22 protein-coding genes and 1 tRNA gene are annotated in these 23,384 nt (G+C 46.2%); 16 read left to right on the top strand and 7 right to left on the bottom strand.

Translation table 11 applies throughout. The annotated features are described in order from the left end of the window. Positions 1 to 9 precede the first annotated feature (9 nt). The 3 genes from nrdR (at position 10) to dnaI (ending at position 3,027) form a co-directional block, all read left to right on the top strand. Positions 10 to 489 (top strand): transcriptional regulator NrdR, encoded by a 480-nt coding sequence (gene nrdR, locus HP399_RS23945; protein WP_173619982.1) that lies wholly within the window; start codon positions 10 to 12, stop codon positions 487 to 489. A gap of 150 nt (positions 490 to 639) precedes the next feature. Then, complete coding sequence (locus HP399_RS23940) at positions 640 to 2,079, top strand: replication initiation and membrane attachment family protein (protein WP_173619981.1); 1,440 nt, start codon at positions 640 to 642, stop codon at positions 2,077 to 2,079. Between the two features lie 15 nt (positions 2,080 to 2,094). Continuing rightward, complete coding sequence (dnaI, locus tag HP399_RS23935; RefSeq protein WP_173619980.1) at positions 2,095 to 3,027, top strand: primosomal protein DnaI; 933 nt, start codon at positions 2,095 to 2,097, stop codon at positions 3,025 to 3,027. Here the strand turns inward: dnaI and HP399_RS23930 are convergent. After that, entirely contained in the window at positions 3,004 to 3,645 is a 642-nt protein-coding gene (locus tag HP399_RS23930) for a YdcF family protein (RefSeq protein ID WP_173619979.1), read from the bottom strand. The genes dnaI and HP399_RS23930 overlap by 24 nt on opposite strands. Positions 3,646 to 3,828: 183 nt before the next feature. Between HP399_RS23930 and HP399_RS23925 the strand changes: the two genes are divergently transcribed. Beyond that, positions 3,829 to 6,423, top strand: a complete 2,595-nt coding sequence (locus tag HP399_RS23925; protein WP_173619978.1) for an Ig-like domain-containing protein — start codon at positions 3,829 to 3,831, stop codon at positions 6,421 to 6,423. A 141-nt stretch (positions 6,424 to 6,564) separates the two neighbouring features. On the opposite strand, the gene HP399_RS23920 is transcribed toward HP399_RS23925, so the two are convergent. From HP399_RS23920 to HP399_RS23905, 4 genes are all read right to left on the bottom strand, one after another. Then, positions 6,565 to 6,640: transfer RNA gene (locus HP399_RS23920), tRNA-Ala, on the bottom strand. Positions 6,641 to 6,839: 199 nt separating this feature from the next. Continuing rightward, on the bottom strand, positions 6,840 to 7,949 hold the full coding sequence (locus HP399_RS23915; protein WP_173619977.1) for an acyltransferase family protein: 1,110 nt from the start codon (positions 7,947 to 7,949) through the stop codon (positions 6,840 to 6,842). Between the two features lie 434 nt (positions 7,950 to 8,383). Next, positions 8,384 to 9,127 (bottom strand): LytR/AlgR family response regulator transcription factor, encoded by a 744-nt coding sequence (locus HP399_RS23910; protein ID WP_173619976.1) that lies wholly within the window; start codon positions 9,125 to 9,127, stop codon positions 8,384 to 8,386. Then, positions 9,102 to 10,814 (bottom strand): LytS/YhcK type 5TM receptor domain-containing protein, encoded by a 1,713-nt coding sequence (locus HP399_RS23905; protein WP_173619975.1) that lies wholly within the window; start codon positions 10,812 to 10,814, stop codon positions 9,102 to 9,104. Before HP399_RS23905 ends, HP399_RS23910 begins: the two co-directional genes overlap by 26 nt. 302 nt (positions 10,815 to 11,116) lie before the next feature. On the opposite strand from HP399_RS23905, the gene HP399_RS23900 reads away from it, so the two are divergent. The 3 genes from HP399_RS23900 (at position 11,117) to HP399_RS23890 (ending at position 13,794) form a co-directional block, all read left to right on the top strand. Continuing rightward, entirely contained in the window at positions 11,117 to 12,430 is a 1,314-nt protein-coding gene (locus HP399_RS23900) for an MFS transporter (RefSeq protein WP_173619974.1), read from the top strand. A 134-nt stretch (positions 12,431 to 12,564) separates the two neighbouring features. Beyond that, positions 12,565 to 13,173: a TetR/AcrR family transcriptional regulator gene (locus HP399_RS23895; protein WP_173619973.1), complete on the top strand. Its 609-nt coding sequence runs from the start codon at positions 12,565 to 12,567 to the stop codon at positions 13,171 to 13,173. Positions 13,174 to 13,179: 6 nt separating this feature from the next. Further along, entirely contained in the window at positions 13,180 to 13,794 is a 615-nt protein-coding gene (locus tag HP399_RS23890) for a GNAT family N-acetyltransferase (protein ID WP_173619972.1), read from the top strand. A gap of 60 nt (positions 13,795 to 13,854) precedes the next feature. Here HP399_RS23890 and HP399_RS23885 read toward each other — a convergent pair whose 3' ends face one another. Further along, a complete protein-coding gene (locus HP399_RS23885; RefSeq protein WP_173619971.1) occupies positions 13,855 to 14,385 on the bottom strand; it encodes an ECF transporter S component in 531 nt (176 codons plus the stop codon). Positions 14,386 to 14,577: 192 nt separating this feature from the next. On the opposite strand from HP399_RS23885, the gene HP399_RS23880 reads away from it, so the two are divergent. The 3 genes from HP399_RS23880 to HP399_RS23870 all read left to right on the top strand — a co-directional run bounded on the left by HP399_RS23880 (position 14,578) and on the right by HP399_RS23870 (position 17,845). Beyond that, a complete protein-coding gene (locus HP399_RS23880; RefSeq protein WP_173619970.1) occupies positions 14,578 to 15,390 on the top strand; it encodes a helix-turn-helix transcriptional regulator in 813 nt (270 codons plus the stop codon). Positions 15,391 to 15,529: 139 nt separating this feature from the next. Continuing rightward, positions 15,530 to 16,837, top strand: coding sequence for an NtaA/DmoA family FMN-dependent monooxygenase (locus tag HP399_RS23875; protein ID WP_173619969.1), 1,308 nt, complete (start codon positions 15,530 to 15,532; stop codon positions 16,835 to 16,837). 27 nt (positions 16,838 to 16,864) lie between these two features. Continuing rightward, entirely contained in the window at positions 16,865 to 17,845 is a 981-nt protein-coding gene (locus HP399_RS23870; RefSeq protein ID WP_173619968.1) for an ABC transporter substrate-binding protein, read from the top strand. Positions 17,846 to 17,912: 67 nt separating this feature from the next. Here the strand turns inward: HP399_RS23870 and HP399_RS23865 are convergent, their stop codons facing one another. Continuing rightward, a complete protein-coding gene (locus tag HP399_RS23865; RefSeq protein WP_173619967.1) occupies positions 17,913 to 18,488 on the bottom strand; it encodes an NAD(P)H-dependent oxidoreductase in 576 nt (191 codons plus the stop codon). Positions 18,489 to 18,630: 142 nt separating this feature from the next. Here HP399_RS23865 and HP399_RS23860 point away from each other — a divergent pair, with 142 nt between their 5' ends. The 6 genes from HP399_RS23860 (at position 18,631) to HP399_RS23835 (ending at position 23,378) form a co-directional block, all read left to right on the top strand. After that, entirely contained in the window at positions 18,631 to 19,650 is a 1,020-nt protein-coding gene (locus HP399_RS23860) for an AraC family transcriptional regulator (RefSeq protein ID WP_173619966.1), read from the top strand. Positions 19,651 to 19,780: 130 nt separating this feature from the next. Next, positions 19,781 to 20,437, top strand: coding sequence for a TetR/AcrR family transcriptional regulator (locus HP399_RS23855; protein ID WP_173619965.1), 657 nt, complete (start codon positions 19,781 to 19,783; stop codon positions 20,435 to 20,437). Positions 20,438 to 20,448: 11 nt separating this feature from the next. Then, a complete protein-coding gene (locus HP399_RS23850; RefSeq protein ID WP_007723697.1) occupies positions 20,449 to 20,817 on the top strand; it encodes a DUF4180 domain-containing protein in 369 nt (122 codons plus the stop codon). Between the two features lie 2 nt (positions 20,818 to 20,819). Further along, complete coding sequence (locus HP399_RS23845; protein WP_173619964.1) at positions 20,820 to 21,509, top strand: formylglycine-generating enzyme family protein; 690 nt, start codon at positions 20,820 to 20,822, stop codon at positions 21,507 to 21,509. 37 nt (positions 21,510 to 21,546) lie between these two features. Then, the gene (locus HP399_RS23840) at positions 21,547 to 22,098 is read left to right on the top strand and encodes a MarR family winged helix-turn-helix transcriptional regulator (RefSeq protein ID WP_173619963.1); all 552 of its coding nucleotides are present in this window, start codon (positions 21,547 to 21,549) and stop codon (positions 22,096 to 22,098) included. A 74-nt stretch (positions 22,099 to 22,172) separates the two neighbouring features. Further along, the gene (locus HP399_RS23835; protein ID WP_173619962.1) at positions 22,173 to 23,378 is read left to right on the top strand and encodes an MFS transporter; all 1,206 of its coding nucleotides are present in this window, start codon (positions 22,173 to 22,175) and stop codon (positions 23,376 to 23,378) included. Positions 23,379 to 23,384 lie beyond the last annotated feature (6 nt).

The following is a 23,384-nucleotide window of genomic DNA, read 5'->3' as shown; positions in this document are numbered from 1 at the left end:
GATTCTGATATGCGTTGTCCATTTTGCGAATATAATGGGACTAGAGTCCTAGATTCACGTCCTTTCAATCATAATAAATCCATTCGTCGTCGCCGCGAGTGCGAAGCCTGCGAGCGCCGTTTTACTACTTTTGAAATGGTAGAAGAAACACCTTTGTTAATTGTGAAAAAGGAAGGAACCCGCGAGGAATTCAGTCGAGACAAGATATTGCGCGGGTTGGTGCGCGCTTGCGAAAAGCGTCCCGTACCGTTGGAAGTGCTTGAAAATGTAGTGAACGACATTGAAAAAGAATTGCGCAGCTGCGGGCAAGCAGAGATCCCGAGCAATGACGTTGGGGAGAAGGTCATGGAGCGTTTATACCATGTCGATGAGGTCGCATATGTGCGCTTCGCCTCTGTATACCGCCAATTCAAAGATATCAATGTATTTATGAAAGAGCTGGAGGAGCTTTTAGCTCAAGCGCGAAGCAGCTCGTTTCCAAAAGAATAGATAAGCTTTTTTCTGCCAGACTCGCAACCTCTCTCGCTCTTGCGGCCAATCCGCCAGGGCTTCTTTGGCTTTCCAGCTGATTTTTCCGCGAATGAATGGGGAGTCGTGCTATAATAAAAGAATCGAATTTTGTCAGGAAGGAAAGATCTGATGCGTCGTTTAGTTTGGAACGAGTTGTTGCCGAAGGATCGTTATCTGGTGCGAATGGCAAGACCGATTGGCTTTGCCGAAATGGGCTTTGTTACGCAGCTATACTTGCCGATCATCGGTGTCGAATCGTACGCTCTCTACCAACTGCTCGTCCATGGCGTGCAGGAGGTGAGCGGAGCCTCCTCGGAGGGGACCCATCGCAGTTTGATGCTGACGACTTCGCTTTCTCTGGATCGGCTATTGGATGCGCGTGAACGTCTGGAGGCAATCGGGCTAGTCGAGGTGCGCCGCAGGGAAAATCAGCAGCGTGACTATTATTACGAGTACTTGATCAAACCTCCGCTTAGTCCGGCTGAGTTTTTTGCAGACTATGTACTGTCGTTGATGTTGTTAAACAAAATCGAAAATGTTCGCTATTCGCAACTGCGCCAGCATTATGCAGATACGCTTGGCAGTCAGTTGGATCTAGAATACTCCATTGTGGAAAACGTCACGAAAGACTTCCATGATGTGTTCCAGTCGTTGAAACAATCGGAGCTGGAAGTGAAAAAAGGGTCGGAGCGAGACCAGTTTTTAACCGAGATGGACACCAGCTTCCCGCAAGCACCGATGAAATCTGGCTACGAGGCACAGGTCAACCATTCGCTGAGTGTATCGTCCTTGCGTCTGTACTTGCCGGATAATGCCGACTCGGTCAAAGTTTTGGAAGGCAAGAGCATGGAGCTGTTGTTCTCGCTGTGCCATTTCTATCAGCTGGACAGCTGGGGGATGGGGCAGGAGCTGCGTGATTGGACGCTGTACAAAGCGGATCGGAGCTTGGACGGAGAAGTTTTGCGCAAGCGTTTGGTACAACGCTACACGGAAGACAAGTTATACCGAACGGCGCCTGCAACTGACATGACAGAGGATGGCTTTGGACCTGGTCGCTTGCCTGAGCCTGGCAGTGAAGCCTTTATCCGTGCTTGTCGCCAGTTATCTCCGGTGACCCTGTTGGAAAAGGTCGTTGGTGGCAGAATCAGTAAGGTGTTTTTGGAACGTGCTGAAACACTTGTATTTGCGGATGGGATGCAGCCGGAAGTCGTCAATGCGCTGCTGCTCCATACGTTAGCCAGCATGCAAATGGAGCTGCCAAAAGCGTACATGGAGACGATTCGTGACAGCTGGAAAGCCAAGCGGATCGCGACAGTTGACGAGGCAGTCAAGCAGATCCTCGAGCGTGCGGATCAACGGGCACAAACAGCCGAGAAGGCAAAAACGGGCAAGAAGGAATCTGCCCCTGTCAGACGCAACGGTAGAGCTATCTTGCAGGACAAGCTGCCGGCATCTGTTGAGTGGCAGCTGTCGCAGGAGAAAACCGCAACGGACGCTGAAAAGAAACAGTCCATTCAGGATTTTCCAGACTTGCAGAAAAGACTGGAAACCTTGCGAAAACGGAAATAAGGAGTGTGAGGGAACGTGGAATCTATCAGTGAGTTCATGCAAGAGCTCGCCAAACGAACGCCGCGTCAGTTGCTGACACCAGATCAGCAGTTAGATAAAATGTTCCGTTCGTCAGCATATTTAAAAGCATTTCAACAAGAGCATCCCGCATTGACTCGAGACGATTACCTTCGCTCGCTCTCCAACATCTATACGGCAGTCAAGGAGCAGTATTGGTGTGAGCGTTGTCCGGGTCTTGGCGAATGCCCGAATTTGGTCAAGGGGCATAGCACTCAATTGGAGCTGGCTCACCAACATATTATCAGCTCGATGACGCCCTGTTCCAAGCAGCTGTCGCACGAGGAAGAGATTCGCCGCCGCCGACTGATGCGCAGCTACTACGTTTCCGAAGAGACCTTGAACGCGAGCTTTGAGGGCTTGGTCATTGACTCCGGGAATTTGGCTACGGTAGATGCCGCGATTCAGTTCTGTGAAAAAGTCGGAACAGGCGAGCGGGTAAAAGGACTTTATCTGCACGGTCCGTTTGGTGTCGGAAAAAGCTACATCATGGGAGCAATCGGTCGTGAGCTCTCGGAGCGCAACGTTGCTTCCTTGCTGGTTTATGTGCCTGACTTTATCCGGGAGATGAAGGATTCTATCTCGGATCAATCGTACGCAGGGAAGCTGGAGCTACTGAAAGAAGTGCCTGTACTGATCCTCGATGATATCGGTGCGGAGAACTTGACGCCATGGGTTCGGGACGAGATTTTGGGAGTTATATTGAATCAGCGGGCAAACAACCATTTGCCTACGCTGTTTACTTCAAACTACGCGCTGAATGAACTGCAAGAGCATTTGTCTATCTCCAATGGGAATAGGATCGAACAAACAAAAGCGGCTCGCATCATGGAGCGAATCCGCCATTTTGTCGATGTGTATGAAATTTTACGCGAGAACCACCGTTCCTAGCACTTGTGAAAAGAGGCGAGAGAGCTCCCAATGCGTGAGGGCGAGTACTTCTCTCGCCTTATGATACGGTCCAAACAGGACGTGTGACGTCGTCCCTACAGGAGAGGCGACAATTCCCAGTGAATCAGCCATGATCATTGCACGGGCCAAATGATAGTCGTGGCTGATGATCAGGGCATCTTGAATATGATGTTCCTCCAAGACCTGCTGGCCGTACAGCAGGTTTTCGTATGTGCTGGTAGACTTGCTTTCTAGCAAAATGTCCTCTTTGGGAATTCCTTTGGCCACCAAGTAATTTCTGCTTACAGCAGCTTCCGTGATCGTTTTGCCTTCACCAAGGCCGCCTGTGACCAGCAGCTTCGATACATACCCTCCTTCATACAGGGTCGCCGCCTGCTCCAGACGTTCGCGCAGACCAGGACTAGGTCCCTCACCCCAGACCGCTGCACCGAGGACAATGCCGACGGTTGCATGTCGGGCTTTGGCTTTCTCAATCGTCTGTTCGATGCGATACCAGTTGTAGCCCGACCATATCAGCCCGAGCAGCATGACGATCCCCAACACTATCCATATCCCGCGCCAGCAAGGACGCTGTGCGGCTATCGCTCGATTTTTCATTCTTCGAAATCTCCCTCGTAGTCCCTCTCTTTATTTAGACGTTTGAAAGAAGGTCTAGTTACAAAGCTTGACACATGCCTGACACGAAAAACTAGTAAATTGTTTCTTGCTCTTTGCCGATATAGTAATGGTGGAATGGTTTCGAAGATCAGCAAATTTCATACTTGCGAGGGAGGCTAGTTAATGTTCTGGAAAAAAACGATGCTCTTGTTTCTGGCCGTCCTGCTATTAGTGGGGACTGGAAACGCAGGGGTAGGATTGGCTGCCGATGAAATCAGCCGACTCGTTCTGTCCAAGAACGAGGTAACATTGGAAAATGGAGACTCTACCAAGCTGACGGCTACCGCTATTTATGTGAGCGGAAAAACGGAAGACGTCACCGTCAAGACAGAATGGACCACGCAAAATGCGGATGTAGCCTCTGTATATGCGGGGCAGATTACAGCCAAATCGGTAGGGAAATCTACCATTACAGCTACTTACATGGGTAAGCCTGTCGTAGTGGGTGTGAATGTAACCAAAAAGGTAAAGGCACTGACAACAGAAGATCAAACGTTGAACGTGAGAATTGGCAGCACGGAAAATGTAAAGCTGACAGCTGTATACAGCGATGGGACAACAGAAGATGTAACGACCCAAGCAGACTGGTCCATCGATAATCCGGCGATTGCGACTGTAGTCAATGGTGCAATCAAAGGTTTGAATTCAGGAACGGGTACCGTGACAGCGAAGTTTGGCAGCCAGACGACGACGATCTCTGTAAACGTCGAGATCGCCCACAGATTGGAGCCAAACAAAAACCAGGTTTCACTCTTGCTGAACGGCGAAGAAACAATCAAGCTCAAGGCCATTTTCCCGGATGGAAGTGTAACGGAAGACGTCTCGGACAAGGCTGAATGGTCTTCAGACAATACCGCTGTAGCTGATGCGCTCAAAGGCACGATTAAGGCATATGGCGCGGGTACAGCAACCATTACGGCGAAGTATGGAACAAAAACAGCGACGATCAAAGTCGATGTGGATACAACGCAAAAGCTGGAACTCAACAAGCAAAACATTTTCATGAATGTGGGCAAGGAAGAAGCCATCGAGCTGAAAGCAACTTATGCCAATGGCGGCGGTTCCACAGTGGTGAACGATAAGGCCGAATGGTCCTCCGATCGCGAGGACGTTGCGTATTACAGCAACGGGAAAATCCATGCGGTGAAGTCCGGTGAAGCAGTTATTACTGCGAAATACGGAAACAAATCCGTTCAGGTACGCGTAGATGTAGAAGTACCTCGTTCCTTGTATATCGTTCCAGCTTTCCTGACGATGAAAAGCGGATCGACGAAAGACGTAATTGTAAACGCGTCCTACGCAAACGGAACAAGTGAAGATATCACTTCAAAAGTAGAGTGGTCTTCGGATAATGCAGATGTCGTATTTGCAAGCGGCAAGACCGTATCCGCCTACAAGGCTGGAACGGCGAATGTAACCGCGAAATACGGCGGAAAAACAGCAACACTGGTTGTCGATGTAGATGTACCGCAAAACTTGACCGCAGATATCACGACAGTAGCGATCCCAGTGGGTGGAGCGAAGCAAGTGAAAGTAACGGCTTCTTATCCAGATGGAAGCACTCCTGCTGAAGATGTCACTCAAAAAGTCGTTTGGTCATCCAGTGCTCCGAACGTAGCAAGCGTGCGTCAAGGCTTGATCACTGGTGTGTCAACAGGTGCAGCGACCGTAACTGCTACATATGGAACACGCACAGTGAACATTTCCGTATCGGTTGGTGTCATGCAGACATTGACGGTAGACAAGAAAAAGATCGTGCTTGGCAAAGGCAAGTCCGAAACCGTTAAGCTGACTGCAGCTTACGCAGATGGAACGAACAAGGATGTAACAGATACAGCGACATGGAGCACGGCTTCTGCTGCTGTAGCAGAAGTAATGAACGGGAAGATCACCGCGACAGGAGCAGGGAAAACGACCGTAACAGGTACCTTCGAAGGCAAGTCGGTTTCGATTGCAGTAGAAGTAGACCAAGCGACTAATCTCTCTGTTGATCCTCGCATGATGATCCTGAACGTTAGTGAATCAAAAGATATCAAGCTGAGCGCAACAGACTCCGCTGGCAATTCGGACAATGTGACCAACGATGCAGAATGGTCCTCGTCCTCGCTGAAAGTAGCGGATGTGGTAAACGGCCGCGTAACAGGTCTCTCAAACGGACGTGCGACGATCACCGCGAAATACGGCGGCAAATCGATCAGCATCCCGGTAGAAGTCGGAATCGTGACCAAGCTGGAAGCAAACAAGCGCTTTGTATCTACAAAGTCGAACAGCAACGTACAAGTAACCTTGACAGCTACCTTCTCCGATGGCCGCACCATGGATGTTACCAATTTGGCTGACTGGAAGACGAGCAACTACAAGGTAGCAGACGTAACCAAAGGCCTCGTTTCAGGACGTGCCTACGGCAAAACGACGGTTACAGCGAGATACAACGACAAGAGCGTATCCATTCCAGTCGATGTTGATATGTTGAAATACTTGAAGACAGATGTCGTCCAGCTCGTGATGAGCAAAGGCGAAGTGAAGAAAGTGAGCGCCATCGCGACGTACATGGATGGCTCTGAGCAAGATGTCAGTAAGCCAGCTCTCTGGACCACTTCTCGCCTGTTGGTAGCCGATGTGAAAGACGGTGTGATCAAGGCGACAGGGTCGGGTAAAGCGACGATTTATGTGCAGTATGGTGGGAAGAAGACACCGATTGTGGTGACGGTGAGATAGTGGGTTGATAGAGTAAAGAGGAAAGCCAACCGGTGGAGATCGGTTGGCTTTTTTGTAGGTTTTTTCAGCGGGACAGGGATTTATCGAGTTTGTAAAAACAAAAAAGTCACCTTATGCAAGTGACTTGTGCATTCTTTATTATGGTGGAGCCAAGGGGGATCGAACCCCTGACCTCTTGACTGCCAGTCAAGCACTCTCCCAGCTGAGCTATGGCCCCATTAATGTCTAAATACTAACATATGTTGGGTAGATAGTCAATAGTATAATCGCATGTGGGGAGAGTGATGCATATGGCAGTAATCCTGTCACTATGCCCCTCTAAGAGGCCCGACACGACCCCAAAAAGAAAATTGTACGCTTATACAACTTGGACGCAATTTAATCGGTTCCTAAATATATGAGGAACCGATTAAATATTACACCTTTTTTTGGAATTTTATTGTCCTTTGCTTTGCCCATTTTATACATTTCTTTTCAATAAAATGATACGATACGATAGAAAACAATATTGCCGTTGTAACACATAAGAGGAACAGCAAAGAGATTGGAATTTTTGCATACAAAAGTTTAAATAGTACCATCATGATTGGAAAATGACATAAATAGATACTATATGAAATTTCTCCTAAGTATACAAATACACTCTTATTTAAAATTGCTTTTACTTTTAGGTTACTCATAGCCATTATAATAAGTATACTAACACCAATTACAACGCCCCAATCTTTTAATAGAAACATCGTATCACTACGAGAAATCACCAAAATTCCAGTAGAGTATAAATATAGAATGATTCCTAATGTGATAAGAAGTCTTCTTTTTAATTTTTTCATATTTCTATATAATCGGATAAGTTCTTCCTGATGCTTAAAAAGTAACATTCCGACCATAAACATAGATGTGAAATGCAGTGTATCAGCATAACCATTATAAAATCCCTCAGCTTTTCCAATGTGCAATATATTAAGGAAAATACTAATTAAAGAAAAGCTCATGGCAAACAGTATCGTTTTCTTCCAACTCTGTTTATAAAAAAGAAGGAATAACAAGGGAAACACGATAGATATACGAATTTCTTGAGCCAATGACCAGATAACCGGATTGTAATTATCTGAAAAAAAGTTATTGAGAAGCACTAGGTGATTGATAATATCTAATTCTGTTATAGGACCTTGCCACTTATCATAGTACCAATCTCGTAGTCCCGTAACTTCATATGGCGAAAACAAAATAAATAAAGCAAAGGTGATGAACATCCAGACATAATAAGGGATATAAATTCTTACAAATCGCTTAATTAAATATCCCCAATAATTTGTTTTTGAATGATAAATTGCCATTGATAAGACAAAACCACTGAGTACATAAAAAATGATTACAGCTTCTCCACCAGCCCATAAAAATCTAAGAGGTGAAAATTTGATGGAATTAGGCAACGATGGTAGCATTAAAAAAAAATGTCCTATCACCACTGTAATAGCCGCCAATCCTCGTATTGAATCTAATTCTTTTATTCTCTTACTCATAGATGACCCTCCTTGTAAACTTTGCTGTTGATAAATGCCACTATACTAGTTCTGAAGAGGATTTTTATATTTAGGGATAAATCATATAATACTAATCGAAAGATAAAAGAAACTTTATCTAAAGATTTTTTAAAAAATTCATTTCAAATTTATAAATGTAATGGGTGTTGCGCTTTGAATTGCCCGGATGCGAACAAGAAAAACCCTTGATATTCAAGGGTTTTTAAGATTGGTTTGTTTTTATGAATTGAATTATTTTCACTGGCAGTGAAGAGGTCAGCGGTTCGATCCCGCTATGCTCCACCATATAAGTAACTATGGAAACGGCAGAGATGCCGTTTTTTCTTTTTGTAATATATACCGCGCTTCTCTGAAAAAACAGTGCGAAAAGATACTCTCCCCCCGCTCCGTTCATCATTCTTCTTTTCACAAAATTACAGATTCATCAAACCGCGAAACGCTTTTATCTTCCCCCTGCTAACAGGAATATCCGTCTGGCTGTCATCGTTCATCTTAATCAAATACGTATTATTAAACCACGGAATGATTTCTTTAATATGCTTCACGTTCAAAATATAGTTTCGATGACTTCTAAAGAAAGAGCGGGACCGGTTCAAAATCTCCTCCAGCTCATTTAAGGACAAGTCGCACTTGTCGATACTCTCTTTTGTCGCAACATATAAATCTTTCTCCCGCACAAACGCAAAGTAAATCTGCCCTACAGGGATCGGGATGATCTTATTGGTCTTCCGGATGCAGACATGCTCTTCCATCGGGGGAACTGTTGAGGTGCGGGCATTCATGGTCGATCGGTTCCTCAGTGTCCTTACTTTTTTGATCACATCGTCCAATTTCGATTCCATGATCGGTTTGGTCAAATAGCCCACAGCCAGCGTGGAAAAAGCCTCCAGAGCGTGTTCATGATAGGCAGTCGAAAAAACGATCAATGGGGGATTGGACATCTGACTCAATGTTTTGGCAAATTCAAGCCCATTCATCCCGGGCATCTGAATATCAAGCATAAGCAAATCAGGCTCGGAATTAATAATATGAGGCAATGCTTCAAGCGGATTGGTATAGATTGCGTCCACCTGGATATCAATATACTTTTTCAGCAAATATTCCAATTCGGAACAAATGGCTGGCTCGTCATCAATGATGATCGTTTTCAGGAGCATCTGGATGCACTTCCTTTTCAAATGCGGATAACGGAGCGACAAAGGATACTACTGTTCCCAAACCGGGCTTGCTTTGAATCGTGAGGCCATACTTTTTGCCATAAATGGATCGAAGCCGTGAATGGACATTGACAAGGCCGATCCCTTTCGATTGGCTGTTCCAGATTTCGTCCAAACGCTCTTCACTGATTCCAACTCCATTGTCTTCAATGCTGATTTTCACTTCTTGGTTGTACGGTTCTACTCGAATTGTGAGCAGACAGTCGCTAACTTTTGGGGAAAGTCCATGGTGAATGGCATTTTCCACGATCGGCTGCAAAGTCAGGACAGGCAATTTGCGCTCCCGCAGAGATTCGTCGATCTCCATGTTCACCTTTAATCGGTTGCTAAATCTGACCTTCTCGATTTCCAAATACGACTTGATTCCGTCCAGTTCTTCCTGCAAGCTGTGATGATTTCCCTTGCTTTTCAAATTGCGCCTGAAGATGTCACTTAAATGACCGATCAAGTTTCTCGCCTGATCAGGGTCAGTACGACAATAGGACATAATTGTCCCCAAGGTGTTGAACAGAAAATGCGGGTGGATTTGTGCTTGCAGGGCGCTCACTTCAGCCTGCTTCCGCAGCTTCGCTTGATGCTCGATCTCCGCCAGTTCAATTTGGACTGACAGCAGCTTGGCCAGGCCGTCTACTAACTTCTCATTGGTCTGGGACGTCTTAGAGGAAGAGGTTTTATAGTAGAATTGCAACGTCCCGATTTTCTGGTTTTGATGATACAAAGGTGCGGCGCTGATCGATTTTAGGCGAGGCGGACGCGGAAGAGCAAAATCTTTGTCGCACCATACCCCTGTAGTGTGGGTCAAAACAGCCTCCGCTACTTGTGTGCACAGCGTCTCTTTCTGCAAATGATTCTCCAGTTCATGGCCTTTTGCGCTGAGCAGCTTTTCGCGGTCTGTAATGGCGACTGCATCCACCCTGGCTATTTCACGGATGATTTCAGCGGTTTTTTTCGCAGAATGTTCATTTAGCCCCGTCCGCAGATGAGGCAATGTTTGGCTTGCAATCGACAAGGCCAGGTTTGCCCCCAATGCGCCGGACTGGTCTTGCATCATTTTGAGATTTTGGAAAACGCGCGTGAAGAGCAGCAGTCCCGCAATGGTCATAATTGTGGTCGGGATCGCAATTTTCACTTCCAGTTCGAGTGCCGCAGAAAAAGGTTTGGCCATGAGAAGCACCAAAACTTTTTGAATGAGCTCGGCAGTAATGCCAATCAGTACGATATGCTGCCATTTTAGACTCAGCATATTCATTTTCGTACTTACGATCCCGGCGAAGTAGCCGTTCATTACGGTCGAGATGGCACAGGCGAATGCGGTAAATCCGCCTATCGAATAGCGATGAATACCGCCGATAAGGCCGGCAAAAAAACCGACAACAGGCCCTCCGATCAACCCGCCCGCGACGGCACCGACAATGCGCGTATTGGCGAGTGCGTCATCGACCCGTAACCCATTCTCCGTTCCGATTACTGACAGGAACCCAAACAGCGTAGAGAGGATCACGATCCGCATCCAGTTGTTTTTCCCGTACATGATGTTCCGAAAGTAATCTAGTTGGCCGATGATAAGGGCGATGACTGCGATTACAGAGATGTTTTCAAGTAGTCCCAGAAGCATAGTGATTGTCATAACAGCCGCCCCCCTATGGAAAAGGGTAGCCCGATCCGGTTGAAAAATCAATGTAACTCAACTGGGTTTTTCGGCAGTTCAGATGTCGTTTTTGCATATTCGGAAGTATTCAGTAGATTCTAGCAAAACAAACAACTTAGAATAAGAACAGTTCTTCGAGAATCCATCCGGGTCAATATGTAACCCCTTTCAAAGCAAACAATGCCCCCATCATTCTTGAGAAAAGGTATTGTTTCAATTGAAAGCGGTTAAACTATCCCAATTGCGAATGGATTCGGGTCAATCATAAGGAGGGGGCAGCAATGAAGTCATCAAGTGATCGTGCAGATACGCGGCGCATCACAAGCAACATCTTTAAAGGTTCACTGGGGAACCTGATTGAATGGTATGACTGGTACGTATATGCAGCTTTTGCGGTGTATTTCTCGTCTCAGTTCTTTCCAAAAGGAGACGCTACCAGCCAGTTGCTGAATACTGCCGCTGTTTTTGCTATTGGATTTTTAATGAGACCGATTGGGAGCTTGCTCCTGGGCCGATACGCTGACCGTCACGGGCGCCGTGCCGCGTTGACGCTGTCTGTTAGCATCATGGCAGGTGGTTCTCTGGTGATTGCCGTAACACCAAACTATGAAACCATTGGCGTGTTTGCACCTATTATTCTCGTTCTTGCCCGCCTGCTCCAAGGGCTTTCGCTTGGCGGGGAATACGGAACATCTGCAACGTATCTGTCCGAGATGGCTGCGAGTGGTCGCCGAGGGTTCTATTCTAGCTTTCAATACGTTACGCTGATCAGTGGACAATTGTTGGCGTTGGGTGTGCAAATTATCCTGCAGCAAATACTCCCGGAAGAAGCCATGATGGCATGGGGCTGGCGAATTCCTTTCATCATCGGGGCATTTGGAGCAGTAGCCGTGTTGTGGCTGCGCCGTAGTATGGACGAATCGGAGCAATATACCAAAATGGAGTCGAAAAACAAGGAGAAGGCGGGTACGCTTCGAGAGTTGATGAAGCATCCGAAGGCGGTACTGGCAGTTGTTGGCCTTACGCTCGGGGGAACTATCGCCTTTAACACCTACACGACCTATTTGCAAAAATTCATGGTGATTACGGTAGGAATGCCGAAAGAAGTAGTCAGCTGGATTAACTTTACCGCATTGCTCGTATTCGTTGTCATGCAGCCGCTTGCTGGTATGCTGTCGGACCGAATTGGACGGCGTCCGTTACTAATTGGTTTCGGTATTCTTGGAACATTGTGGACTGTACCGATGTTTTTGCTCCTGGAACAAACGACTAGCCCATATGTCGCTTTCTTATTGATGCTGTCTGGTCTTATCATTGTTACTGGCTATACGTCCATCAATGCGATCGTGAAAGCCGAGATGTTTCCTACCGCCATTCGCGCTCTTGGTGTAGGCTTTCCGTATGGCGTGACTGTTGCGATCTTTGGAGGAACAGCGGAATTCATCGCACTATGGTTTAAAAGTATCGGGAACGAGTCTCTCTTCTATTACTATGTAGCAGCTTGTATTGCCATAAGCCTCCTCGTTTACTGGCGCATGGGTGAGTCGTCGAAAAACTCCCAGATCGAAGCTGAGCTGAATACAGCAAAGGACTAGATTGAAGAATAGAGGGGCAACGAAAAACGGCAGAGATGCCGTTTTTTTTGCATGTACCGAACGGTAAAAGATTGCTTTTCAAAACTCCCGCTTTTATAATGAATAAAAACTCACTCAAAAAACGAGGTCCCCCAATGCCCCGCACCAAAGAACAATACGAACAAATGCGCAACGCAACCAAACAGAAAATACAATCAGCAGCCATGCAGCTATTCGTTCAAAAAGGTTTCGGGTCTACGAATGTCCAGGACATTGCGGATACGGCTGGCATCAGCATCGGGCTTTTGTACCGACATTACAAATCGAAAGAAACCTTGTTTGACGACCTGGTGGATTACGCACTTGCAGGATTGCAGAAAAACATCGATATTTTCGTGTCGACTGTTTCACCCAAACAAGCATTGGATCAGTTTCTGAAAGAAGTTCACAACGACATGACGACAGGCGAAGAGTTTGCGAATTTGCTGATACTGATGGCGCAATCGTTTCTATCGGGAGGAGGTACAAGCGTCAAACAAACCGAGGTAGCTCGCCTTAGCGACAAGTTGTTTCACGCCACAGCACAGCTTATCAAAAAGGGTCAGGCACTCGGTGAATTCCGATCAGGGGACCCAGATGAAATGGTCGTATTTATTTATTCGACGCTCCACGGCCTAGCTATGATGAAAATGATGCGAAAAAACCACTTCACGATGCCTTCCCGCGTCATCCTCACTTCTTTTCTGTATAAGGAAGGAGAATAACCGGACATGTTTACAGTGATCAGGGCGGACCAAGTAGAATTCGATGCAAGAGAGCAAATGTCTCAGATTTTTGCGGAGGGATTCACGCAGTGGCTTGGCTTTTTTTCCATTGACAAGCAAACCATTGCAAGAGCTTTTGCTCACATGTTCGTTTTGAATCAATTTTATGTAGCGGTAACGAATGATCGCAAAGTAGCTGGCATGGCCGCATGCACGGATGGCACTGCGCCATCGGTAAAACTAAATCCAAAAGAGCTGCGAAAGCATCTGGGACTCTATAAAGGCACCCTCGCCGGTCTCTTTTTGAAAAAAGAATTTGAAGCTACACTGGCAGATCCCTCGCCTGTTACATGTTCCATCGATTTTGTCGGAACGGCTCCCGAATTCAGAGGGCAGGGAGCGGCGATGGTGATTCTCCGTCACATGATAGAAAATACCCTGTATGAACAATTTCTCATCGAAGAAGTAGCAGATACGAATATTCCCGCTATGAAGCTATATCAAAAGCTAGGGTTCCAAGAATATAAGCGAAAACCTGTCCCTTTAAAGAGAGCTGAAAAAATCGGCATCCATGGTTTCGTCTCTTTGCAATACGTGAAGGGTGCATCTCATTCACAATAAATAAAGCGAACAAAAAAATCGCCCAAGAGAAACCATGTCTCCTGAGCGATTTTTCGATTTTTAACCTTGCCCTACAATCTTCTTCAAGCGTCCCACCAGCGGGATGACAATAACCGCTGCTACAACCACCTGCAAAACGTTCCCCGGAATGGAGCCAAACGGCTGAATCCAGTTACCGTAAAGAATAACCTCAACAAAGTAGTAACCCACGATCTTAATCACCAATGCAGCGGCAACTGCGAGTGCGTACACAAATACCCGATTGCCAGGTACCTTTTCGGCGATGAGGCCAGCTACATAGCCCATTGCACCTACGATTATGAAGGTAAACGGCGCCCATGCTGTCCAACCGGAGATAAGGTCAAAGAGGCCCATACCAAAAGCTCCAGCAATAGCTCCTGTTTTTCTGCCATACACAAAAGCTGCGATTAAAAGAGGCACGTTACCGAGATGGATGAGGCCACCGTTCCCCATGATCGGGAGTCGTAAATTGATAAACATGGTGGCTGCGAGTGTAAAAGCGATAAAAAGTGCATTGATAACGAGGGTTTTCGTCTTTGTTGCTTTTCTTGATGAAAAAGTAGAATCCATATGATAGCCTCTTTCTTATTATTTTTACTATTATCATACTCAGAATCAGCTACATAATAAATACACTTTGCACGATTTCTTTGCTTAGGTAAATCATTCCAGCGAAAGAGATACGCTGGATAAAGGCCTGTGATAAAATATGGCTGTAAAAATGGATCCAGATATCTTGGACAGGAAGCAGGTGCAAAGACAGTGACAGATTTGGATAAACTAGCCGAAGTATTTGCTAGTGGTTCCTCCGAGATAGTAAGTACGTACCGTCTAGTCATCCATCCGAACCGTATATTGCGTGAATTCAGGACGGTATGGCATGGTTTTCTTTTTACGACTCGCGGAGCAGCTAGAATGTGTGTGAATGGAACTGTCTACGAATTACATCCAGGATCCGTGTTTCATGCAGCGCCAGATATGCTGCTGAACACGCAAGTCATTGGAGAATCTGAGTTCGAGTACTATTTGCTTATGTATCGATTGGACAAGTCAGGGGATGAAGATAGCGACCATGAATGCGACGCACATTTCAAGCTGGAACCGGGAGCGAATCCAAGAGTGACCGAATTGCTGATGATGCTTCATCAGAGTGCCCACGCAGTTGACGGAATTGGGAGGCTTCGTATCAAGGAATTATTTCTTGGTATCATGCATCAAGTTTTGATGGGGTGCAATCATCGAGAGAGTGAGAGTTCTCCTAGTAAAAAGGTGATAGAGCAAGCCGTTGCATACATAAACGGACATTATATGAATCCACTGACACTCAATGAATTGGCGGAGTTGCATGCAATGACTCCCAAAAGCTTCTCTTACTTCTTCCATAAATATACGGGGGTCCGTCCAATCGATTATGTCATCCAGTATCGGATGGAGAGAGCGAGTGAATTACTTCTAACCGGTAATTATTCGATCCGTGATGTAGCCTTCAGTGTGGGGTACGACAATCCACTGTATTTCAGTAGAGTTTTTAAAAAGAAATTCGGGGTTTCTCCCTCTGCTTACACAAGTCAATGAGTGCTTCTTTCGTCGCTCGTTTAAATAATGATGCATGTAAAATTTGGGATTTGTGTATTTGCATTTATACCAGTCCTTGTTACACTACTCGATGATAATGAGAATCATTTTTATTGTTGTGTAGGAAAGGTAGGTAAAAATGATGGAAAGCAGACAATTATGCATCGGATTATCCTTAAACACAACGTGGATGAAGGGGGAAGGATGGCGACACCCGGACAGCGATGTGGAAAAAATGGATTCCATCGACTATTACATTGCAGTGGCAAAAATGGCGGAGGAGGCAAAGCTCGATTTTCTTTTCAGGGCTGATTATCTATATGTTCATCCGCAGATGATAGGCGATTCCGTTAATTTTGGGAGTCCTGACCCTACGATGATGTTCGCTACGATTGCTAGGGAAACCGAGCGGATCGGACTGGTTACGACGATTTCTACGACGTTTAATCCGCCGTATGTTGTTGCTAGGCAGCTTCAGTCTCTACATTGGCTGAGTAATGGTCGTGCTGGCTGGAATATTGTCACTTCTATTGAAGGAGCCGAAAATTTCGGTGATGGCCCCATGCCGTCTCCTGAAGAAAGATACGCGAAAGCCATGGAATTTACGGATGTTGTGCGCAAGCTATGGGACAGCTTCCCGCAAGAAGCCATTGTGATTGACCGTGAGTCTGGCGTGTTTTCTGACAGGGACAAAATCTCCCCGATTCATCATTCAGGCGAGTTTTTCAGTGTCAAGGGACCGCTTACTTTGCCAGGCCATCCATCGGGATCGATTCCTTTCTTTCAGGCAGGCGCGTCAGATACAGGACGGACGTTTGCCTCCAGAGTCGCAGATGCCATTTTTGCAGCGATGCCAGATATCGAATCGGGAGTGGAGTTGCGTAGGGATCTGAGGAGAAGAGCCGAGGAACAGGGCCGTAGTCCCGATGCCATCAAAGTTTTGCCGGGATTGTATTTTTTCTTGGCTGACACTCGTGAGGAAGCTCAGGAATTACACAAAGTGGCACACGCAAATTTGAGTACGGAGCGCAGACTTGCATCGTTAAAATCAGTGCTGGGTCTCGATGCATGCGGTTTTGCTTTGGACCAACGCGTAACTGCTGATATGCTTCCTGATGCGAATCAGCCCGTCCGTAGCCGAACACATGCCGAGCTGTTGCGCCGATATATCACCATCCATCAACCTACAGTAGAAGAGGTGTTGGCAAGGCCAGAGGTTGTCGGATCTGCTCACTGGGTTTCTGTTGGAACAGTTGAAGACGTGTTGAGCGATATCCTGGAGCGGTTTGAGGCTGGAGCGATCGACGGATTCATTGCACTTCCAGGCGGATCAGAAAAATCGATGGCCCTGTTCTTTGACAAGCTGATGCCGAAATTGGTTGAAAGAGGCTTGTTTAGAAGCGAATATGCGGGCGTCACCTTGCGAGAACATTTAGGAATGAGATAAGCCTTGGAAAAGGGGTTCAGGAGAAAAATGAACAAAAAAGTAATGCTGGTTGGCCTGATAGCAGTCTGGATGCTTGTTTTAGCAGCATGTGGAGCTGGCAAACAGGCAGAATCGAGTTCAACCGCTAGCATCAGCGGAGATCATGCACAACAGACAGGAACAAGCGAAACAAGAACGATTGAGTATTTAGGCAAAAAGTATACCGTCCCGCAAAAGGTAGAAAAAATCGTAATTACTGGCGCGATGGAAGCGATGGAGGATGCAGTAGTGCTCGACGTGCATCCAATTGGGGCGATATCCGTTGGTGGACAATTTCCTGAAATCTTTGCTTCGGTAACGGGTAAGTCGGAATCCATTGGTGAAAAACAGCAACCGAACTTCGAGAAAATATTGCAATTGAAGCCAGATGTCATTTTGGGTTCCACCAAGTTCCAAAAAGAAGTGGTGGATAACTTGCAAAAAATCGCTCCTATCATTTTGGTGTCGCATATTTCGACTGACTGGGAATCCAATCTGAAGCTAATGGGAGAATTATCTGGGAAGCATGCAGAGGCAGAAAAGGTTCTAACCGAATATGAAACAAATACACAAGCAGTCAAAGCATCGCTGAAGGAAAAGCTACAGGGGAAAAAAGTAGCTGCTGTTCGCATTCGTGGTACACAAGCTTACGTTTATCCGAAAGATGTGTATTTCAACCCGGTCTTGTACGATGAATTGGGTCTGGAAGTTCCGGAACAGATTAGCAAGGCGAAAACGCAAGAAGCGATCTCAGTCGAGCAGCTGGCTGAAATGAATCCAGATTATATATTTGTACAGTTCTCAACACGTGAAACGCAAGATGCAAAGAATGCATTTGAAGAATTGAAAAAGAACCCCATTATCCAAAGTACGAATGCCTTTAAACAAAATCACGTGTACGTCAATGTGGTTGATCCACTCTTGGAAGGTGGCCCCGCATATAGCCGTATCAGGTTTCTGGAAAGTGTGCAAAAGCACCTCGCTAAATAAGGGAATGGAGAAAACTCAAGCTGGGATAGGCTTGAGTTTTTGTTTTATCGTTCTGGTCTGGCAATGCTTAGGCAAGCCTCTCCCCAAGCTGGTTCACTTTCTCCAGCCACTTCTTGCGCTTTTTCTCCGCCGATGCATTCACTCCACTAATCTCCGTAACCTTCACAGGCTTAATCCCGCAAAACTTCAAAATGTTGCGTTTCATCACGAGATGTCCGGCTTGCCAGTAGATCAATCGGTTGTACCAAGATGGAGTATCCATGGTCACAATCACATGCGCGGTTTTGCCCGTTAAGAGCTTATCCCATAGAGAAGAGCCTTCCCGATATTTATAGGCGAATCCGGGTAATAAGACACGATCGAAAAATCCCTTCAAGATAGCGGGCATCGTGCCCCACCAAGTCGGATAGACAATGATCAGATGATCCGCCCAACGGATGAGGTCCTGCGCTTCTTTTAAGTCATCCTCTAGCTCCGTTCTTTTCCGATATCCGTACTTCAAATTTGGGTCGAAAGAGATTTGGCTCAAGTCAATGGTGCGAATCTGTGCTGCTTTGCCTTTAGCTCCTTTCATATAGGCGTGCGCCAACGCAGAGCAATAGCTCTCGGGATCTGGATGTCCGATGATAACGAGAATGTTCATTTTCATATCCCCCTGTAGAGTTGATTCCATAACCGACAGATCGTGGTAAACTGAACTGTATTCAGCATATCGTGTGGAATGGAACAGATGAATGATCGAAAGCGCATAAATGTTGTGGATTCACGCAAAGGAGGTTCCGTACTTGGAAAATGCGCATGGGTTTGCAATTTCGATGGTGTATCCGATTATGAAAACAATTACTCACAAGAAGCTTGATTTTGAGCGTTTTTGTGACCATATTTCTTTCGACAGTAGCTTGCTAAAAGATGTAGAGGCGCGCATTGATGAAGCGGAGCTCGAGCGTTTGATGAAGGAAGCTGCCATTTATACGCAGGATGATCATTTCGGGCTACATCAAGGACAATTAACCGATATTGCCGATCTGGGCATTCTTGGCTATGTCATGATGCATTCCGAAAAAATCGTCGATGCATTGAAGGCATATCAGCGGTATCATGTGATCCTTTGCATCGGGTACGACCTAGATTGGGAAGAGCGGGGGAAAGATGTTTTCCTGCGGTTTCATAGACAAAGCCCTGGGAGCGTTTCTCGACATTGCATGGAGGATATGGTCAGCTCCTTGTACCACTTGATTGTCCATATGAGTCATCGGTCTATTCCGTTACAGGAAATACAATTCACACACGACGCTACGGCCGATATCGCTCCGTATTTGAATTTGTTTGGAATGCAGCCTCATTTTAAGGGAAAAGAAAATGGGCTCTTGATAGGCAAAGAAGTTTTGCAATACCCGATCCTGTATTCAGATGTTCGCCTGCGTAAAGCTTTTGAACCAATCGCGGAAGATATTAGAGAGAAGCTGATCAAAGGAAGGGAATTTTCAGACCGTGTGTTTCAATGGATGATGGGATGTATGCCTGCTGCTTTTCCGACCTTACAGCAGACTGCCGCTGCTTTTCATATGAGTACGAGATCCCTGCAAGGGAAACTAAAGGCAGAGGACACTTCCTATCATGAATTGTCCACGAATGTCCGCAAAGAAATGGCGATGGGGTATTTACAGCAAGCGGAGCATTCCATCGGGGAGATTGCGTACCTGCTGCATTTTTCAGATCCAAGCGCTTTTCAAAATGCTTTCAAGAAATGGACGGGGCTGACACCGGGGCAATATCGGATCAATCGCCAAGCACTTGCCATGTAACGTCATGATGGAACACGCTGCGTAAGCGTGTTTTTTTGTGTTGTCGAACCTATTCGTTTGACAAACTGGAAAATCATTGTGTACACTTTTTTTATTCCGACTGTACAGTATAAATAAACGAGGTAAGATCATGCCCAAATTAGGAATGGAACCACAGCGCCGAGCAGATGTCATCAATGCGACCTTAACTTGTATTAGCAATCACGGGATTGATGGCATGACGCTAGATAAGGTGGCGGAGTATGCGGACTGCTCAAAAGGTGTCGTCACGTATTATTTTAAGAATAAGGATAATTTGACGAGTGAAGCCTTTCAGGCATTCTTGGCCTATTATGGCTTGAAAATCGAATCTGACATTGAGAACACCATGACAGCCCAGGAAATGATGGATGTTACGCTTACGCATATCTTGCCGCCATACGTGAACGACAAAGAAAAAGGGATCAATGTTTCACAGTTGGATGGCATCGCTAACATGTACATCCCGCATGAAGATCAAGCAAGACTCTTTGTACAATTCTTCTCCAAAGCCGCATTGGACCCCAATCTCCAAGAAGTGGTTGCGAAAAGTTATACGAGAGATTTGCAGGGCATCACAAAGATTTTTGATTACGGCAAGCAAACCGGGCTTATGTCTGTAGAGGATTCACAAAGCGCTGCCTACGGACTCATGGCGATGGTTGTGGGCTTGAGCTTCTTTCGAGTGGCGAGCATTGCGCCAGCAAACGGCGAAGACAATCGATATATTTGTGAGGATTTTGTGAGGCAGATTACCAATAGAAAGTGAGGAGGATACACATGAATATTACAAAGGTAGAAGCAGCCGTGGGAAACATTGCGATCGTGAGTGGTAGCGAGGTATTGATTATTGATGTGCAGTCAGCCCTGGATCTGATTGCAACCGTACACTATGAGGCAGACAGTAATCGTATCATTATAAACAAATCATTGATTAACGAAAGCTTTTTCGATTTGAAAACACGCCTTGCTGGCGAGATCCTGCAAAAGTTCATCAATTATCGGGTGAAAGTGGCAATTGTAGGAGATTTTTCGGTGTACACAAGTAAAAGTCTAAAAGACTTCATTTATGAATCCAACAACGGAAAGGACATCTTTTTCTTGCCGACCGAAGAGCAGGCGATCGAGAAGTTAAGCCAGGTGAAATAGAGATGGAACGGGCGTACACCATGGTGAATATCCCAGCAGGGCAAATCGAATTACGGGACGATCGAATCAAAGCCACATGGACAACTGAGGTGAACGCATTTTTACTCTCGCCGGTTCCTGTTACGAATGCGTTATACTTCTCGGTGGTACAAAAAGCAGCTGGACCGAATGACCATCCAGAGGCTCCCGTTGTAAATGTCTCGTGGAACGATGCGATTTCGTTTTGCAATCTGCTATCTCAACAAGCGGGTCTCACAGAATGCTACTCGATAAGTGAAGATGGTGAGCGTGTCGTATGGAACGAGGAAGCGAATGGCTATCGTCTGCCGACAGAGGCGGAATGGCAGTACGCGTGCAAAGCAGGGACGGGTGGTTATCGGTACGGCGAGCTGGATGAGATCGCATGGTACCAAGAGAATGCTGAGCGTACAGCACATGCGGTAGGACAAAAGCGACCGAATGCGTGGGGGCTCTATGACACGCTGGGAAATGTTTGGGAGTGGTGCTGGGACCTTTACGATGTAAACGTCTACGGCTCCTATCGAATTTTTCGCGGTGGCAGCTGGGCAGAAGAGGCCAGAGGCTGTGGGGCGACGTGCCGTAGACGCAGTCACCCCACGTTTCGAATTGATGATCTCGGCTTTCGTCTTGCCAGGGGGGCTTGCAAAATCCAAAAGAATCCGTTATATTGATTTTAGTTAGATAATCTAATTATATTCAAGGTGGATTATGAGCAGAAAAAACAAGAGAGAGCATACATCTGATCAATTGCCAAAACTAGGTATTCAGCCGTATTTGGATCTGATGGAAAAAACAGCTCTGCAAAATACGGATCGCAAATTGGCTCATTTGGGGTTATTGATGCTATGGCTGGGGGATAACGCCATAGACACCATTGATTTGAATTTGGAGTCATTCGGCATAACGGAGAGTAAATGGGACGTATTGCTGTTGCTTACGTTACATGAAGACAGTGAACTTATCACCCCCTCTTCGCTTGCAGATAGACTGGGTATTCGGCGTGCTTCTGTTACAGCTTTGCTGGACTGGCTGGAAAAAAGGCACTGGATAATCAGGGAGCAAAGCACGCTGGATGGTCGCAAGATTCATGTCAAAATAACACAGGAAGGCAGAGAATTAGTAGCCAGAGCACTGCCAGTTTTCTGGTCTGCCTGCTCCTCCATTATGAGCGACTTAGAAGAGGAAGAACGGATGCTGCTAGAAAAAATCTTGATGAAGTTGAATCGCAGCATGGAAGAGAAACTGGGGGTGGGAAGATAAGATCATATTTTTTTATGAATATAATTAGATAATCTAACTACATTGTGTGTAAATAATTGAAAAAGAGGTGTGCGATGTCACAGCGAAACTACTCACTCATGACTGCAATCTTATGCTGGTCAGGAATCGTCGTCATGTCGAGCTTATACGTCACGATTCCCCTTATGACTATATTTGCCGATCTTTTCAGTATTACATTGACACAGGCTGCAGCAGTAGGTAGCGCATTTTCGGTTGGGTTTGCCATAGGGTGCCTGATTTATGGACCGTTGTCCGAAAAGTATGGCCGCAAGAACGTGATCGTGTTCGGGCTGATTGCCTTGACTCTCTTTTCTTTGTTGCTTGGAAGTGCAAATCATTTCGCATGGATCATTGTGCTCAGGAGCTTGCAAGGTGCTGCCGCAGCTACATTCTCGCCTGTTGCGCTCGCCTATGCTGTGGAAATGTTCCCTGCGGCAAAACGGGTAACGGCAATCGGATTTATCAGCACAGGATTTTTGGCGGCTGGGATCATTGGTCAAGTGATCAGTAGCTTTATGAGTCAACAATATAGTTGGCACGCCGTATTCTATATGCTTGCTGCTATTTATTTCGTGACGCTGCTCGTGGTGATGAGGTGGCTACCAAAAGAAGAGAGTCCTCTTGCTACCGTGAATATTTGGGAGCCGATTAAGCGAATTCCCTCCCTGTTCAAACAAAAAAATATCGTCTTGAGTTACATAATCGCTCTTGTATTGCTTATGTCATTCGTTAATATGTATACGGTCTTGGGGAGTTATTTGGCGGGACCCGATTTTGGGCTTAGCAACAAGGATATTCTGCTTGTTCGAACGATTGGTGTAGTGGGCATGCTCATTTCTCCGCTGGCGGGCGGGCTGGCAAAACGGTTTGGCTTACGTACCGTGCTACGCTGCGGGTTAGGTCTGGCAGTGGTCAGTATGTCTTCCTTCGGTATGATATCTAATTTGTCTCTTTTGATTGGTACGAGTGTGTTTTTCGTTGCCGGAATTGCGTTATCTGTTCCTTCCCTGATCACGCTTATTGGACAGCTAGGGGGCAAATCGCGGGGAATTGCGGTTTCTGTGTATACGTTTATCCTGTTTTCGGGAACAAGTCTTGGGCCGATATTGTCCATCCGTTTGATGAATGTTGGCAGCTATGAACTTACTTTTGTACTGCTTGCAATCGTACTTGGCATTGGTCTGTTGGCTGCATGCCTGATTCGTAGTGATTCCGCGGTTGAAAGCATTAGCACAAAACCTCCTTCACCACTAGCTTAGTGGTTG

Source organism: Brevibacillus sp. DP1.3A, from assembly GCF_013284245.2.
Classification (GTDB): Bacteria; Bacillota; Bacilli; order Brevibacillales; family Brevibacillaceae; genus Brevibacillus.
Note: the sequence above shows the minus strand (reverse complement) of the source record. Positions and strands in the feature narration are given on the sequence as shown.